Raw genomic sequence first — 17,898 nt, 5'->3', positions numbered from 1 at the left:
AGCCGACCCTGATGGACGCGCACCACGCTGGAGGAGGCGGGAGCGCGTCCTCATGACGCGGGGGCCCCGCCGGGGAGACAAGGGTGGGTGCGACATGTCCGGTCGTCACGAGGTGCCCAGAGGCACCAAGGGCACGAGTTCCGAGCGAGACCTCCTGGGGTGGGGCCGCAAGCGCAGGTGGACGCTGACCGTGGGGGTGGGTGGGGCGCTGGCCATCGCCGCATCCCTGCTGGTCGCACCCCTCGCCTCGTATGCCTCCGAGGTGTTCAGCGTCAATGCGACCACGGACCTCGTCGACGCCGATGTGGGCGACGGCCTCTGTCTGAGCGCGGCCGGCACGTGCACCCTGCGCGCGGCGGTGCAGGAGGCGAACGCGACGCCAGTGCCCGACACCATCACGGTGCCGGCCGGTATCTACCAGCTGACGATCCCGCCGGGTGGCTCCAACGAGGACGACTCCGGCGACCTCGACCTGACGGCGCCGGTAACGATCGCCGGGGCCGGGGCCGCGGCCACCGTCATCGACGGTGGACCGACCCCTGCCGACGCACCCCCTGAGCAGACGGGCATGGACCGGCTCGTCGAGATCACCGACACCGCGGGAGCCGTGACCCTGACCGGGCTCACGCTGAGCGACGGTTGGAGCGCCGAGGACGGCGGAGCCCTCTACAACCTCTCCGCCGCCACGGTGTCGCTGCGAGACGTCACGGTCTCGGGCAGCGAGTCGGAGGCGGAGGGCGGCGGCATCCACCACGTCCACGGCACCCTCCTGCTCACCGACTCGACCCTCACCGACAACCACGGCCGAGGCGGTGGCGGACTCTACGTCGCGGGCGCCATCAACCCGAACGGGCTCGAGGCCCGCGCGGTGCTGACGCGCGTCACCCTGTCGAGCAACGGCGCCGACACCGGCGGCGGCGTGTCCATCGAGGGCGGGAGCACGACCGAGGTCCGCGACTCGACCTTCACCGCGAACGAGGCCGGCGCGCACGGCGCCGGGCTCTCCGCTACGTCGAAGTCGCGCCTCACCGTGGTCGGCGGACGGTTCGCCGACAACCGCACGAGCGGTGACGGTGGCGGCGCCTACACCGCCACCGAGGCGGGAGTGTCGTTCACCGGAACGCTCTTCATCGGCAACGTGGCCGGAGCCGAGATCGAGGGCGAGATCCCCTCCGGCTCGGGCGGGGGCCTGGCGGCCTCCGGCATGGGCGTGCTCACCGTCGACGCCGCGCGCTTCGAGGCCAACACCGCGACGGAGGAGGGTGGCGGTCTGCTGCTCGGCAACCAGGGCGCGATCGAGATCACCGACACGATGGTCACCGGGAACGAGGCGGGTGCCGGTGGAGGCATCGAGAACGCCGGAAGCAGGGTCACCCTCCGGGACGTGACGGTCACCGCCAACGAGGCCGAGCACGACGGCGGCGGCATCGAGAGCAACGGCAGCGGCGACTTCACGATCATCGACACGACGATCAGTGCCAACACCGCAGAGAACGGCGGCGGGCTGGCCAACGCCGCCGACGGTGCCCTTCGCGTCGAGAAGTCGCTCATCTGGGACAACCGCGCCCTCGCCCGGTTCAACGACGACACCGGCCTCGGCGGCGGCGTCTACAGCCTCGGCGACGCCGAGGCCCTCTACGAGAACGTGACGATCACCGGCAACATCGCCCAGGTGCGCGGCGGCGGCATCTATGTCGACGCCGACGCCCCGGTGCACGTCTCGTCCTCCACCATCGCCCACAACACCGCCCCCATCGCCAGTGGCGTCGGCGGTGAGATCGGCTCGCCCAACGTGCCGATCCAGCCCAGCGCCGGGGTGGTGCTGCGCAACACCATCGTCGCGGACAACCAGCTCGGCCCCAACTGCTCCTTCGCCGTCGGCTCGCAGGGCGGCAACCTCGAGGACGGCGACTCCTGCTGGTTCCGCGGTGATCGAGACCGCCAGAACGCGACCACCGCCGGCCTCGACGCCGTCGCCGACAACGGCGGGGCCACCATGACGATGGCGCTCGTGCCACAGAGCCTTGCGGTCGACAACGGCGTGTCTCCGTGCCCCACGACCGACCAGCGCGGCATCGCCCGACCGAAGAACGTCGGCTGCGACAGCGGCGCCTTCGAGTTCGAAGGGCCCTTCGGCCCGCCCGACACGACGCCGCCCGACACCTCCTACGTCTCGGGCCCGGTGCAGGACACCCTGAGCACCTCACTCTTCCGCTTCACCGGCACCGACGACCTCACCGCGACCGCGGACCTGCGCTACGAGTGCAGGCTCATCGAGACCGACCCGACCGAGCCGCCCGAGCCGCCGGACCCGACGGCGCCACTGCCACCCGAGCTCCGATTCGTGGGCTGTGCACAACCGTGGCAGGTTCCACTGATCGAGGACGGCTTCTGGACGTTCGAGGTGCGGGCCATCGACCGCGCCGGCAACGTCGACCCGACCCCCGACGTCCACCAGTTCGACGGCATCGAGGACCTCGTCCCCCCTGACACCCAGCTCGTCGAGAAGCCGGCCGACCCCAGCAGCAGTGGTGCCGCGACCTTCTCCTTCACCGCGACCGACGAGCGCACGCCGCTCGAGTTCATGACCTACGAATGCCGGCTCGACACCCTCGACCCCGAGCTCTGGCTCGAGTGCACCAACCCGGCCACCTACGGCAACCTGCCACCTGGCGAGCACACCTTCCAGGTGCGTGCCGTCGACGCGGCCGACAACATCGACCCCAGTCCGGCCTCGTGGACGTGGACCGTGGGAACCGCCGTCGACTGTGACGCCGCCAACATCACCATGCCCGTCACAACCGACGCCACGGTCGACGAGGCCAACCCCCTCGAGAACGTCGGGGCACTGGAGTCGCTCATCGTTCGATCCGCCGCGCCCGGCGCCGACGCGCGGAGCCTGGTGCGGCTCACGCTGCCCACCTCCCTGCCGCCCTGCGAGCTCGAGAGCGCCACCCTCAGGCTCTATGGCGAGGGCGACGACGGACGGACCCTCGAGGCCACGCCCGCCGGTGCCGCCTGGCAGGAGAGCTCTGTCATCTGGAACAACCAGCCGGAGCCCAGCACGGCCGCGCCCGCCGAGGCCTCGTCCGGCAGCGGCTACCGGGAGTTCGACGTGCGCGCTCACGTCGAGGCCTTCCTCGCGGGCGAGCCGAACCACGGGTGGATCATCAGGGATGCAGCCGAGGAGGACGCGGCGGGGGCTCAGCAGTCCTTCGTCTCGTCCGAGGCGATCACCGACCCACCGACTCCCCCACAGCTCGTGCTGCGCTTCCAGCCGAGCGGCACCCCCGCGCCGCCAGCACCCCCGGCCCCCAGCGGGCCGCCGACCACCGTCGTCTGCGGACAGGTGATCACCGAGAGCACGCTCGTCGGCAACGACCTCACAGGCTGTCTCGGTGAAGGGCTTGTCATCGGCGCGCCCGACCTCGTGCTCGACCTCGGTGGCCACACGATCTCGAGCGGGCTCGTGCTCGACCCTGGCGCCGAGGAGGGCTTCTACGCCGGAGTGCGCAACAGCGGCCACACCAACGTCGTCGTGCGCAACGGCACGATCTCCGGCTTCGGCTACGGGGTGCGGCTCACGTCCGGGGTCACGCACAACCTCGTGACGGGGCTCACCCTGCGCACCAACACCTCGGCGGGGGTCGAGCTCTTCGACGCCGACAACGGCCGGATCGGCAACACCGTGCGAGGCAACACCTTCGTGCTCAACGGCGACGGGATCACCCTGCTCGGCGGCGCCGAGGGGTCGACGGTGGCCGACAACACCTTCAGCGGCAACCTCGGTCGCGCGCTCTACGCCTTCGACGCGAGCGGGCACGTCATCGACGGCAACGTCGTCAGCGGCGACACCCTCGACCCCACGCTCGACAGCGACGGGGGCTTCCACCTCGAGGCCTCCACCGACAACCGCTTCACCGACAACACGCTCTCCGATGTCGGCGATGCGGCATTCCTCATCGCCGCCGGCTCGCACCGCACCCTCATCGAGGGCAACACGACGACCCGCAGCTCGGACTCGGCGGTCAACGTCGACGACTCCGACGGTGTGCGGGTCATCGCCAACACGTTCCACCAGGCAGGTGGCGCAGCCATCAGCCTGGGCAACTCCGACCACGGCGTGGTCCGCGACAACGACGTGCGCTTCAACCCCGGAGGCGTCGAGCTCAGTGGCTCCGACGACACCCTGGTCGAAAGCAACGACGCCCGACGGACCCAGGCCGACGGCATCTCGCTGGAGAGCTCTGCCCGCAACACCGTCACCGGCAACCAGGTGAGCCACACCGGCGGCACCGGCATCTCCGTCGAGGGCGAGGTGCTGGATGCCGACGGCAACCCCGTCGACGGCAACACCATCTCGGCTAACGACGCCACGGGCAACCTCGGCGACGGCATCGCCGTCAACGGTGCCGGCCACATCGTGACGGGCAACGAGGCCTACAACAACGGCGCGTGGGGCATCTCCGCAGCCGCGGGCACCACCGACGGCGGCGGCAACCTCGCCTCCGGCAACGCCGAGCCCGAGCAGTGCCGTGGCGTGGTCTGCGCCGCGGGCACAGCTCCGCCCGTCGTCCCGCCGGACACCACCGCACCGGACACCACCATCACGGCCGGTCCGGCCAACGGCAGCCCGAGTCTCGGACGCCACACCTTCAGCTTCACCGGGTCCGACGACCAGACTCCCCCGACCGCGCTCCGCTTCGAGTGCCGCGTCGACGCGCCCCCGGACCCCGAGCCCGAGCCTCCCGAGCCGCCGGATCCCGGCGACCCGGTGGAGCCGGCCCAGCCGGTCGACGTCGAGAACTGGAACGCCTGCGGGAGCCCCATGACCTACGAGCTCCTCCTCAGTGGCGAGCACACGTTCGAGGTGCGCGCCATCGACCCCGCCGACAACGTCGACCTCACCCCAGCCGTCTTCATGTGGACCGTGGTCTCCACCCCGCCCGGGCCCGACGGCATCGCACCCACGACGACGATCAGCTCCGCGCCGACCGACCCGTCGACGAGCACCACGGCCACGATCGCCTTCCGTGGGTCGGACAACGCGACTCCCGGCCCCTACCTGACCTTCGAGTGCTCCCTCGACGGCGGCGCCTACGCGGCCTGCACCTCCCCCGAGGAGCTCGCCGGACTCACGCTCGGCGAGCACACCTTCGCGGTGCGGGCGATCGACGTCGCGGGCAACCGCGACGCCTCCCCGGCAACCCACACGTGGACCATCGAGGCGCCTCCAGCCGACACGATCGCGCCTGAGACGACGATCACGGAGCAACCCGACGCGACGACCGTCGACACGGCGGCGACATTCGCCTTCACCAGCAACGAGCCCGAGGCCACCTTCGAGTGCCAGCTCGGCTCGGCGGCATACACCGCCTGCACCTCACCGCACACCGTCACGGTGGGCGTGGGCACGCACACCTTCTCGGTGCGCGCCGTCGACGCCGCCGACAACGTCGACCCGACGCCCGCCAGCGTCACCTGGCAGGTGGGCCCGGCACCCGTGCCCACCGCCGCGACCTGTGGCCAGGTCGTGACGCAGAGCATCATCCTCACGCAGGACCTGCTCGACTGCGGTGGCGACGGTCTCGTCGCCGGAGCCGGCTCGATCACCATCGACCTCGGCGGCCACCTCGTCGACGGCACCGGCCTCGCCATCGGCATCCGGGTCGACGGGCATGACGCCGTCACCGTGCGCAACGGCGTCGTGCAGCAGTTCGACAACGGCGTCGCCGTGGCAGCGGGGTCCGCGCGTGGCATCGTCACCGGGCTGGAGCTGCGGCTCAACGAGCTCGCCGGGATCGCCCTGTCCAACGCGGATGACGCCACCGGCGGCACGACCGTGCGCGACAACACGAGCACCGGCAACGGCATCGGCATCCAGCTCGACACCGGCACCGAGCGCAGCCATGTGCTGCGCAACACGATCAGCGGCAACTCGGGACAGGGCATCTACCTCCTCGGCTCGGGCGCCAACACGATCGAGGGCAACACGATCGTCGGCTCGAGCGACGTGGGCCTGCAGGTCGAGGGCTCGAGCGGCAACCGGCTGCTCGACAACACGGTCAGCCTGGCCGCAGACGTCGCGATCCTCGTCACCAACGGCTCTCACGACACGCGGGTCGAGGGCAACGAGCTGACCGACAGCGAGGGCGGCATCCACGTCGACCTCTCCAACGGCAGCCAGATCCTCGGCAACACCGTGCACGGGTCGTCCGACGGTGCGGTCGCTTTCGAGGCCGTCAACGGGTCGCTCGTCAGGGGCAACGACCTGCGCTTCAACGCCGTGGGCATCGAGATCGACGCCTCCACCGGCAACCGCTTCGAGAGCAACGACGCGAGTGACTCCACCGGGTCGGGCATCGAGGTCGGCGACGGCTCGCAGCGCAACGTCTTCCTCGGCAACATCGCCAACGCCAACGGTGGCGCCGGGATCGAGGTCGGGGCGAGCGTGCCGGCGGGCGAGGGCAACCTCCTGCTCGCCAACACGACGAACGCCAACACCACCGACGGCCTCAGCGTCATCGGGCTCGGGCACATGATCCGGGACAACCAGGCCGACAACAACGGAGGGTGGGGCATCTACTCCTCGCTCGGCACCCTCGCGGGCATGAACGTCGACGGCGGGGGCAACCGCGCCGCCGGCAACTCCGGCGGGGCGATCGACCCCGAGACCGGCGACGTCATCCAGTGCCACAACGTCGTCTGCGACGGCGGCCCCGGCCTGCCGGCCGACCTCGTGCCCCCGGACACCTCCATCGTCTCCGGTCCGACTGCCACGACCACCCGCACGACGGCGACGATCGCGTTCACGGGGGCCGACAACGCCACGCCCGTCACCTTCACCTGCCGCGTCGACTCGACCGATGCAGCCGCCTTCGCCCCGTGCTCCTCGCCGGTCTCCCTTACCGGCCTGTCCCTGGGCAGCCACACCTTCGAGGTGCGCGCCACCGACTGGTCGGGCAACGTCGACGCAACGCCCGCCACGGTGACCTGGAACGTCACCCCACCGGCGCCCGACGCCGCGCCGGAGACCGAGATCCTCTCGGCCCCCGATGCGACGACCGTCGCCACCGGCGCCACCTTCACGTTCACGTCGGACGAGGAGATGGTGACCTTCACCTGCACGCTCGACGGGACAGCTGCGCCCTGCACCAGCCCGACGAGCTACTCCGGACTCGGGGTGGGTCCGCACACCTTCACCGTGGCCGCCACCGACGGCGACGGGCTCACCGATCCGACACCAGCAGCGCACGCCTGGGCCGTCACGAGCGCCCCCGTGCCCACCGCGGCCAGCTGCGGCCAGACCATCACCACGAGCGTCGTGCTGACCGGCGACCTCACCGACTGCTCCGGCGACGGCCTCGTCGTGGGAGCCGGCGGCATCACCATCGACCTCGGCGGCCACACCGTCGACGGCATCGGACTCGGTGCGGGCGTTCGCAACAACGGCTTCGCGTCAGTCGCGATCACCGGCGGAACGGTGCGCGAGTTCGACGACGGCGTGCTGCTCTCGACAGGGTCGTCCGGCATCGTCGACGAGATGGTGCTCGCCGACAACCAGGTGACCGGGGTCGCGCTGCGCGGCGCCCTCGCCGGCACCATCGTGAGGCACACCAGCGTGACCACGAGCCCGGTCGGCATCGAGCTCTCCGGCGGCACCACCGGAGCGGTGTTGCGAGACAACGAGATCGGGTCGATCGCCGGCGACGGCATCATGCTCGACTCGGCCAACGCCAACACGGTCACCGACAACACCGTGACCGGGTCGAGCCAGTCGGCCGTCGGCCTGACGGCCTCGGACGGCAACGTCATCAGCGGCAACACCGCCACCGCCAACAGCGGTTCCGGCGTCTCCCTCGACCTCGGGTCGGACGACAACACGGTCCGGAGCAACACGATCGACGCGAGCGGCAGTGACGGCATCTCGGTCACGGCCTCGACCGGCAACGACCTCGCGGCCAACACGGTCACGACGTCGGGCGGCTGTGGCATCAGCCTCGACGACGCGGACGGCTCGTCGGTGACGAGCAACGACCTCCGCTTCAACGCGGCCGGCATCTGCCTGACCCAGTCGAGCGACAACGTCATCGAGGGCAACACCGTGACCGGCAGCTCCGGGTCCGGCATCACCCTCGAGGCCGAGTCGTTCGGCAACCTCGTGGCCTCCAACACCATCAGCGGCAGCTCGGGCTCGGGCATCGAGGTCGCCGGCAGCGCCCCCGCAGGCGAGGGCAACCTCATCCGGGGCAACACCGTGACCGGCAACGCCGGAGACGGCATCGCCGTCGCGGACCCCGGCCACACCGTGACCGGCAACACGGCGACGCTCAACGACGGCTGGGGCATCCTCGCGGTCAGCGGCACGACCGACGGTGGCGCCAACGCCGCCTCGGGCAACGCGGAGCCGGGTCAGTGCCTCGGCGTCGTCTGTGACATCTCGGCCGCCATCGGCGCCCCGGAGACGACGATCGTCGACCGGCCCTCCGACCCGTCCAACAGCGCGAACGCCCTGTTCACGTTCACCGGCAGCGACAACACGACGCCGGCCGCGGCCCTGGCCTTCCAGTGCCGTCTCGACAGCACCGACGAGGCCGACTTCGTCGACTGCGACAACCCGTGGCAGCTCACCGGGCTGACCCCCGGCGAGCACGTCTTCGAGGTGCGCGCCATCGACGAGACGGGCCTCGTCGACGCCAGCCCGGCATCCTTCACCTGGACGTATGCCGCCCTGCCGCCCGACGTGGCGCCGGACACCTTCATCGGCATCAAGCCCCCGCTGGCCTCGCCACTGCTCGACGTGGTGTTCACGTTCTCGTCCGACGAGCCTGACGTCACCTTCGAGTGCTCGCTCGACGGTGCGGCATACAGCCCGTGCGAGTTCGCCTTCGAGCACTCCTTCGAGGAGACCGAGGTCGGTCAGCACACCTTCCGGGTGCGCGCGACCGACCCGGAGGGCAACACGGACGCGTCGCCCGCGACGTGGACGTGGACGGTCACGGGCATCGTGGCGACGGTCACCGACGGTCCGGCGTTCATCCCGCCCGAAGGGACCGACCCGGCGACCGGCGGGGAGACCATCGACACGAACGCGACCTTCACGTTCGAGTCCAACGTGGCCGACTCGACCTTCCGGTGCGCCATCGACAGCGAGCCCTTCACGACCTGCGACTCGGGCACCGTCACCTACACCGGCCTCGCCGTCGGTGACCGGATGTTCCGCGTCTACGCGATCAGCCCGGAAGGGGCGGAGCAGATCGAGGTCACCGTCTACGAGTGGGTCATCGTGGCAGGTCTCGACACCGTCGCGCCCACCACCACCATCACCGGCGGGCCGGCGGACCCGACCGGCGCGGTCACCTTCAGCTTCACCGGTGCCGACAACGTCACCTCGCCGCAGGGACTCACGTTCGAGTGCAGTCTGAACGACCCGGCGGACGCCGCCTTCACGGCCTGCACGAGTCCCTGGACCTACCCCAACCCCGACGTGCCGGAGCCTTTGACGGATGGTGGGTCCTACACCTTCTACGTGCGCGCCATCGACGTCGAGGACAACGTCGACGCCACGCCGGCATCACACACCTTCACGTATGCCGCAGACACCATCGCGCCGTCCGTGACGGTTGCAGCGGTGCCCGCTATCACGACCAACCCCGTTGTGCGCGTGAGCTTCTCGACGAACGATCCGTTTGCCGTGACGGAGTGCGCCCTGGACGGCGTGACCTTCGAGCCGTGCGCGTCACCGCACGAAGCGACGGCGGACGTGGTCGGGCCGCACACCCTCACGGTGCGCGCCACCGACCTGGCCGGCAACGTCGGGTCAGCACAGGTGACGTGGACGCTGCAGGGCCCGCCGGAGACGACCATCACGTCGTTCCCCGCCAGCCCGACCGCCGACCCGACGGCGACCTTCGAGCTCGCCTCGAACGTGCCGGGTTCGACCTTCGAGTGCGCCCTCGACGCAGGTCCGTTCCTGCCGTGCCCCACACCGCAGAGCTATGCGGACCTGGCCGACGGAGACCACACCCTCCTCGTGCGCGCCAGCGTCCACGGCTTCGTCGACGCCACACCGGCTGAGCACACGTGGACCGTAGAGGGAGCACCGGCCGACACCACACCGCCCGAGACAGCGATCCTGTCGGGCCCGCAGGCCCTCACCACCGCGACGACGGCCGCCGTCACCTTCGAGTCGACCGATCCCGGTGCGGGCTTCGAGTGCTCGCTCGACGGCGTGCCGTTCGCACCCTGCACGAGCCCGCTCGCCCTCACTGGGCTGGCCGAGGGCGACCACGTGCTCGAGGTGCGGGCCGTCGATCACACCGGCAACGCCGACCCGACCCCGGCCACCCGGGCCTGGACCGTCGACGGCCCACCGGAGGCGACCATCACCGCTGGTCCGGACGACCCGACGGAGATGACGACGGCAACGTTCGAGTTCGCGTCGGACGAGGCCGACTCCACCTTCGCCTGCTGGCTGGACGGTGTCACCGTTGCCTGTGACTCGCCCAAGACCTACACCGGCATCGGCGTCGGGGCCCACACCTTCGCCGTGCAGGCCACGGACGCGGCCGGCAACGTGCAGCCGAACTGGACCGAGTGGGAGTGGACGGTCGTCACCGCCGTCGCGCCCACGACGACGTTGACGTCGGCGCCGACCGGCTCCACGACGAGCACGACGGCAACGTTCGCCTTCGCGACCAACGAGCCGGGCACCTTCGAGTGCTCCGTCGACGCGGCGGCCTACGCGGCGTGCACCTCGCCGCTGACCCTGACCGGGCTCGCGGCCGGCGACCACACGTTCGCGGTCCGCGCGATCGACCTCGCCGGCAACCGCGACGCCTCACCGGCAACGGCATCGTGGACCATCACCACGCCCGACACGACGCCCCCGAGCACGACCGGCACAGCCGGCCCCTCGGGCACGACGACGAGCACGACGGCGACCTTCGAGTTCGCCAGCTCCGAGCCGGGGTCCACGTTCGAGTGCGCCCTCGACGCGGCGGCATACAGCAGCTGCACGTCACCGGTCACACTCAACGCGCTCTCGGCGGGGTCGCACACCTTCTCGGTGCGGGCCACCGACGGCGCCGGCAACACCGACGCCTCGCCGCACACGTGGAGCTGGACCGTCGAGGCCGCCCCGGCGGTGTGCACCGCCCCGACGACGACGCTGACGGCGAACGCCGACAGCTGGCTCGACCAGGGCAGCCCGTCGTCCAACAAGGGCACCGACTCCGTGCTCAAGGTGATGTCGAAGTCGGGCGGCAACCTGCGAGCCGTCGTGCGCTTCCCGGCACCGACCGTGCCGAGCGCGTGCGCGGTGGGCAGCGCCACCCTGCGGCTCAATGCCACCTCGTCGCGCACGGGGCGCACCCTCCAGGCGCTCCCCGTGACGGGGGCGTGGAACGAGAACGCCGTCACGTGGGCCAACCAGCCCGCGACGGGCGGCCCCGCGGCGACGACCACCTCGGGCAACGGGTGGCGCCAGTGGACGGTGACCGACCAGGTCAGGACGATGGTCTCGGCAGCCGGGGCACCGAGCTTCCTCGTCCGCGACGCCAGCGAGGGCAACGACCACGAGCAGCAGTTCCGCAGTCGCGAGAGCAACAGCGACCGTCCGTCGCTCGTCATCACCTGGGTGACAGCCGGGTCGACCTCCACGACTCCGACGCCTCCCCCGCCCGGGCCCACGGCACCGGACTGCGGACCCGTGCTGACCCTGGCCGCCAACCGCGACACGTGGGTCGACCAGTCGAGCCCGAGCCAGAACAAGGGTGGTGACTCCTCGCTCAAGGTCAGGTCCAAGAGCGGTCAGGCCCTGCGGACCCTCGTCGGGTTCACGCTTCCCCCGACCCCGACAGGGTGCGTGGTGGACGAGGCCACGCTGCGCCTCGAGGCAGGATCCGCCGCGGGCGGTCGCACGCTCCAGGCCTTCTCGGCCGCAGCCGCCTGGACCGAGGGCGGGGCCACGTGGTCCAACCAGCCCGCGACGACGGGCACCGCGGCGACCACGACGTCCGGCACCGGGTGGCGCCAGTGGGCCGTGACGAGCCAGGTCCGCACGATGTACGGCTCGGGGCAGTCCAACGGCTTCGTCATCCGGGACTCGGCCGAGGGCGGCAACGCGGAGCAGTCATTCCACAGCCGTGAGGACGGCGCCGACCGGGCCCCGCAGCTGGTGGTGAGATTTGCCCCCGCCCCCTGAGCCGGCGCTGACTTCGCGGGCGGCCCCTGGCCATCCCCCATCAGGGGCCGCCCCGATGCTCGCCGATCGACGCACGGACAACGGTCTCCGGAGCTACGCTCCGGAGATGCCAGAGTTGCTCCGCGCACAACGGCTGTTCGGCAACATGAGGCTCCGCATCCTGGCCGCCATGGCGGTCCTGCTCGCGGGCTCGGCGGGCGTGTCGCTCGTGCTGCTGCGCAACGTGCTCGTGGAGCGGCTCGACGTCGAGATCCACACGGCGCTGACGCGCGAGGTCGAGGAGTTCAGGCTCCTCGCTGGTGGCACGAACCCCACGACAGGATCGGCCTTCGGGGGTGATCTCGCCGCGGTGTTCGACCTCTACTTCGCGCGAGAGGTGCCTGACGAGGGCGAGACGCTGCTGACCTTCATCGACGGCCGGCTCTACCAGGCCGAGGCGGACTCCGAGGCGCTGACGGAGGAGGAGCTGAGCCAGCCGATCGACTTCTGGCTGTCGCAGACCGCGCTGCGGGAGGGGAGTCTCAACACCGCGGCGGGAGACGTGCGCTACATCGTCAACCCCATCGACGTCGGCGGGAGCCGCGGCCACTTCGTCGCCGTCAACCTGCCCCGGTCCGAGCGCGCCGAGATCGATGACGCGGTCACGACGCAGGCCTTGATCCTCGCCGTGACCATCCTCATCGCGACCGCCATCGGCTACGGCCTTGCCGGGCGGGTGCTGCGACCGCTGCGCAGCCTCGCCGACACGGCCCGGCTCATCTCGGACACCGATCTCTCGCAGCGCATCCCCGTGCGTGGGCAGGACGAGGCCTCGCGGATCGCCATGGCCTTCAACGACATGATCGGCCGTCTGGAGTCCTCGTTCGGCAACCAGCGCCGCTTCCTCGACGAGGCGAGCCACGAGCTGCGAGCCCCCCTGACCGTCATCAGGGGGCACCTCGAGCTGCTCGACCTAGAGGACGACGAGCAGGAGCGGGCCGAGACGACCAAGCTCATCACCAACGAGATCGACCGGATGAACCGGATGGTCGAGGACCTGCTGACCCTCGCCCGTGCGGAGCGGCCCGACTTCCTCGACATCGGCCCGCTCGAGCTGTCCGAATGGACCCACGACGTCTTCCGCAAGACCTCCGTCCTCTGTGCCCGGGACTGGCAGCTCGTCGACGTGGGTCAGGGCCGGGTCGTGGCCGATGGCCAGCGGCTGACCCAGGCCGTCACCCAGCTGGCCGCCAACGCCTGCCAGCACACGCCTCCGGGCACCCGGGTGAGCCTGGGGTCCGCGCTCAGCGGACAGACCGTGCGGGTCTGGCTGGAGGACGACGGGCCGGGCGTCGCGCCCGAGGACCGTGAGCGGATCTTCGAGCGTTTCGCCCGCAGCTCCGGCGGCCGCAGCTCCGGGCTCGGCCTCTCGATCGTGAGGGCCATCGCCGAGGCCCACGGCGGGTCCGCACGGGTGACGGACTCGAGCACCGGGCGCGGTGCCCGGTTCGAGATCGAGCTACCGGTTGAGCCCCGGGGGGGCTGACGGACCGCCCGGCCCGGTTGGTGCAGTGGGCCCGGGGGCGCCCGCGACGGAGCCGGCGGGCGGGATCGCCGCCACGGCCGCCTCGACGCTGGCGAGCAGCTCAGCGAGCGGGAACGGCTTGACGACGTAGCCGGCGACTCCCAAGGTGAGTGCCTCGACGCGGTCACCGGGGTCGCTGCGCGAGGTCACGACGATGACCGGCATCGTCGACCCGGACGCCCGCAACCGACGCAGCACCTCCAGTCCGTCGATGTCGGGAAGTCCGAGGTCCAGCAGCAGCAGCGCCGAGGGGTCGCCCTGCACCCGCTCGAGCACCGCCAGCCCGCGGTCGAAGCACTCGACGACGTGGCCGCTCTTGCGCAGGGCCTTCGACATGAAGGCCGCAATGAGGGGATCGTCCTCGAGGACGATCACCGGGGGGCGCGTGGCGCCGGACATCCAACCCCCTCAGCAAGAGCGATGAGAGAACACTAAGACGGATCTCCGCCTGTGGCAGGTGTTTTGGGCGCATCGGGGCACCGCCCATGAGAGCCCTGTCATCGGACTCTCATGCCTTCGTCATGCGCCGGGCCGACGGTGGTCCCGTGGCCCTCCAAGCCCAGTCAGGGCGGGCCCAGAGAAGAAGGGTGTGAGTCATGCAACGAGGAACACACGTGCTGCTGGCGTCGGCCATGGCGGTCGCCGGAGCGTTGGTCGCCGCATCACCCGCCGCGGCCGAGGAGCGCATCTGCCGAGGCTCGCTCGGCGCCGTGACGGTCGACAACCTGCGCGTGCCCGCCGGGGCGACGTGCACGCTCACCCGCACCTACGTCAAGGGGACCATCAAGGTCGAGCAGGGCGCCACCCTGTCGGCCACGTCGGTGCGGGTCATCGGCAACGTCCAGGCGGAGGGGCACCGGTCGGTCCGCGTCGTCAGCAGCCAGGTCGGCGGCAGCATCCAGGTGAAGCAGGGATCGCAGGCCTACCTCGACCGCAACCGGGTGACGGGCGACATCCAGTCCTTCACCAACGCCGGCACCCAGCGCTTCACCTACAACACCGTCAACGGCAACCTGCAGTGCAAGGAGAACGTGCCGGCTCCCACCGGTTGGGGCAACGTCGTCGGCGGCAACAAGGAAGACCAGTGCCGCCGCCTGTGACCCGCTGACCCGCCGCGGGCCACCGAAGCCACGCACCAGCGCCCCCGTCACCGCGTCGAGCAGGCCAGCGCCCCTGCTCGACGCGCTGGCGTGGCTCCCCGGGTAGGAGTCGAACCTACGTCGCTTGTCCTGATTCAAAGTCAGGCGGGCCCTGCCGACAGACCAACCGGGGAACGTCACCCGGGCCGCACACGCGACCCACTCTCGGGACCACCACAGGGTAGTGCAGTCCGGCCGCCGGCCACGCCCCACCCGGCGCTGCCACGGCGCCGCCACGGTGCAGCCACGGTGCGCTGCGCACGGACGGCACAATGGTCGATGTGACTGCCGACCGAGCCGAGCGATCCGACCGAGCCGAGCGGGGGCGACCCCGGGCGCGGATGACTGGTCCGGAGCGCCGTGAGCAGCTCATCAGCGTCGGTCGCAAGCTTTTTGCCGAGAAGGGTTTCGAGGCCACGACCGTCGAGGAGATCGCGTCCAAGGGCAATGTCTCCAAGCCGGTCGTCTATGAGCACTTCGGCGGCAAGGAGGGCCTCTATGCGGTCATCGTCGACCGCGAGATCCAGGCGCTGCTCGGGGGGATCAACGCCGCGCTCGACGAGGGCGAGGGCGCGCGGCTGCTGCTCGAGCACGCCACCCTGGCGCTGCTCGACTACATCGAGGCCGACCCCGACGGCTTCCGGATCCTCGTGCGCGACTCGCCCCCCGGCCAGTCGACGGGGTCCTTCGCGAGCGTGCTCGGCGAAGTCGCGAGCCAGGTGGAGCACCTGCTCGCCTCCGCCTTCAAGCAGCGCGGGCTCGACCCCAAGTCGGCCCCGATCCACGCGCAGATGCTCGTCGGCATGGTGGCGCTGACGGGTCAGTGGTGGCTCGAGCAGCGCAAGTTCAAGAAGGACCAGGTCGCGGCGCACCTCGTCAACCTCGCGTGGAACGGGCTCTCCGGTCTCGACCGCACCCCTCGCCTCATCAGCGTGCCTCGCCGCTGAGGGCACCACCCCGATGGGGTATGCCGTGCGGCCGGCGATCGCTGGCGAGCTCAGTCGGTCATCGGCGGGGCCCGACGCGGCCCGGCGCGGCCCGGCGCGGCGCGGCGTGGTCTGGCGCGCCAAGCCCGACGCGGGCCTCTGGGCGTCCTCAGGACGGGACGACGACGGACTGCGTGACCGCTCCCGAGGCGTCGCGCACCCGCACGAGGAGGGCCACCGCGCCGCCCGTGCCCGACTGCAGGAGCTGGATCTGCCCGCCCTCGCCGACGCAGGTGAGACTCGACGACGCGCTCTGCGTGCAGTCGAAGGTGCGGTTGGCGGCCGTGAGCGACCCGGCACCGCCCACGGTCGAGACGCTCACGGTCAGCGACCCGCCGGTCGAGGCGGCCGGCACGCGCAGGGAGATGCGGCTCGGGTCGCCGGTGCCGAGCAGTCGGGCTGCGACCCCAGTGGCTGGAGGCACCCCCGGCGCAGACGTCGGCGGGGCCGGCGCCGGATCCACCGCAGTGGCGGTCGCGCGGGGCACGCTGGTCGGGGCTGCGCTCGGGGCGGCCGACGCGGAGCGCGACGGGGCGGGGGCTCCGGTGAGGGCCGGCCCCGCGCTCGTCGGGCGCGCTGCCGTGGCCGCGCCGGTCGTCGGCGTGGTTGCCGCCGTGGTTGCGGTCGAGGTCACCGGAGGAGTCGCCGCGGATGACGTCGCCGTGGATGCCGTCGGTCCAGCCGATGCGGTCGGTGCCACTGATGCGGTCGACGCCGCCACCGGCGGTGCTGGAGCGTCGGACCCGCCCGAGGTCAGGGCTGCCGCGACGAGACCGAGCGCGACGACTCCGCCCGCGAGCACGACGGCGAGGCGCGTGGCGAGCTGGCTCGACTCCGACACCACCGCACCTCCGAGCCCCGCACCGGCGCCAGCTGCGGCCCCAGCGGCCCCACCCGTCGCGGCGGGCACCTCCCCCATGCCGGCGAGCGCTGCCGCTCCGGCCCCGGCGGCACCCGCACCCGCACCGGCGAAGCCCAGGGCCGCGGCTAGTCCCGACGTGCCGAACCCGGCTGCGAGCACGAGCGGCACGATGAGCGCGGGGAAGCCCCGATAGATCTCCTGAAGGTCGGCGACCACGGCCGCGGCGTGCGGGCAGGTGGCCACGTGCGCCTCGGCCCGCTGGGTCTGGCGCCGCGGGAGCCGACCGCGCACGAGGCGGCCGAGCCGCTCGATGGTCCACGTGCACTCGCGTGACTCGGCGTGCGCGAGGCACCGCTCGGCATACGCGTCGAGGTAGCCCGCGCGCAGCGACTCCCGCGCCCGCATGGCCCGCGAGCTGACCGCTCCGGCCGTCATGCCGAGCCTGGGGGCGACGACGCGTGGCGCCTCGCCCTCAACCGTCGTGTGCCACAGCACCTGCTGGTCTCGCTCGGGCAGGCCGGAGAAGGCGGTGCGCACGAGCTCGGTGTCGAAGAGCTCGGAGTCGCCGACCCCGCCGGCCCCGCTGGCCTCGTCGTCCGCCGCCGCAGCCGGGTCGACGAGCAGCTCGAGGTCGTCGTCGGCCACCGGGACGGCCCGCAGCTCGCGACGCGTGTGGTCCGCGGCGACGGTGCGCACGGTCGTGAGGAAGTAGGCGCGGAAGTGCTCGTCGGGCCCGCGGCCGGCCTGCAGGAGGGTGAAGACCTTGGTCGCGGCCTCGGCCACGATGTCCTCGGGCGGCGTGCGTCCGCCGTGCTTGCCGGCCACCCCGTGGGCAGCGGGCAGGTGCCGTCTCCACAGCTCCCCGAAGGCTTCCGCCGAGCCCTCGCGCGCCTGGTCGAGCAGGGCTGCGTCGGGTGCCGACTCCCAGGACTCCCTCGACCACAGAGCCGTCTCGGCCGACACGAGCGTCTCCTCGGGGGTGTCTCGACGGAGCCGGACGCGCGTCGATGAGGTCACGGGCCGGCACTCGGGTGGGCGCCCGGGCGGCCCCAGTGTGCCAACACCCGGCAGCGGGCGTCGAGCGGGGCACCGCCACGGTTGCGTCCCTCCGCATGATCCCCTCCACGAGACCACGCGAAGGG

6 protein-coding genes and 1 tRNA gene are annotated in these 17,898 nt (G+C 71.6%); 4 read left to right on the top strand and 3 right to left on the bottom strand.

Going from position 1 to position 17,898, the window contains the following annotated elements; all coding sequences use genetic code 11:
• The first annotated feature begins 94 nt into the window (after window positions 1-94).
• Complete coding sequence (locus tag LG278_RS06000; RefSeq protein WP_404391910.1) at window positions 95-12,205, top strand: right-handed parallel beta-helix repeat-containing protein; 12,111 nt, start codon at window positions 95-97, stop codon at window positions 12,203-12,205.
• A 106-nt stretch (window positions 12,206-12,311) separates the two neighbouring features.
• Window positions 12,312-13,730, top strand: coding sequence for a sensor histidine kinase (locus tag LG278_RS05995; RefSeq protein WP_404391908.1), 1,419 nt, complete (start codon window positions 12,312-12,314; stop codon window positions 13,728-13,730).
• Here the strand turns inward: LG278_RS05995 and LG278_RS05990 are convergent.
• Window positions 13,704-14,168, bottom strand: a complete 465-nt coding sequence (locus tag LG278_RS05990) for a response regulator transcription factor (protein ID WP_404391906.1) — start codon at window positions 14,166-14,168, stop codon at window positions 13,704-13,706. The two genes, LG278_RS05995 and LG278_RS05990, sit on opposite strands and share 27 nt — an antisense overlap.
• A 197-nt stretch (window positions 14,169-14,365) precedes the next feature.
• Here LG278_RS05990 and LG278_RS05985 point away from each other — a divergent pair, with 197 nt between their 5' ends.
• Complete coding sequence (locus LG278_RS05985) at window positions 14,366-14,869, top strand: hypothetical protein (protein ID WP_404391904.1); 504 nt, start codon at window positions 14,366-14,368, stop codon at window positions 14,867-14,869.
• Window positions 14,870-14,960: 91 nt separating this feature from the next.
• Here LG278_RS05985 and LG278_RS05980 read toward each other — a convergent pair.
• Window positions 14,961-15,042, bottom strand: a tRNA-Gln gene (locus tag LG278_RS05980).
• A 207-nt stretch (window positions 15,043-15,249) separates the two neighbouring features.
• Here LG278_RS05980 and LG278_RS05975 point away from each other — a divergent pair.
• On the top strand, window positions 15,250-15,855 hold the full coding sequence (locus LG278_RS05975; RefSeq protein ID WP_404393549.1) for a TetR/AcrR family transcriptional regulator: 606 nt from the start codon (window positions 15,250-15,252) through the stop codon (window positions 15,853-15,855).
• Window positions 15,856-16,003: 148 nt separating this feature from the next.
• Here the strand turns inward: LG278_RS05975 and LG278_RS05970 are convergent, their stop codons facing one another.
• Window positions 16,004-17,773: a sigma-70 family RNA polymerase sigma factor gene (locus LG278_RS05970; protein ID WP_404391902.1), complete on the bottom strand. Its 1,770-nt coding sequence runs from the start codon at window positions 17,771-17,773 to the stop codon at window positions 16,004-16,006.
• Window positions 17,774-17,898: the final 125 nt, after the last annotated feature.

It is taken from the genome of Humibacillus xanthopallidus (assembly GCF_044793955.1).
GTDB classification, from domain to species: Bacteria; Actinomycetota; Actinomycetes; order Actinomycetales; family Dermatophilaceae; genus Humibacillus; species Humibacillus xanthopallidus_C.
Note: the sequence above shows the minus strand (reverse complement) of the source record. Positions and strands in the feature narration are given on the sequence as shown.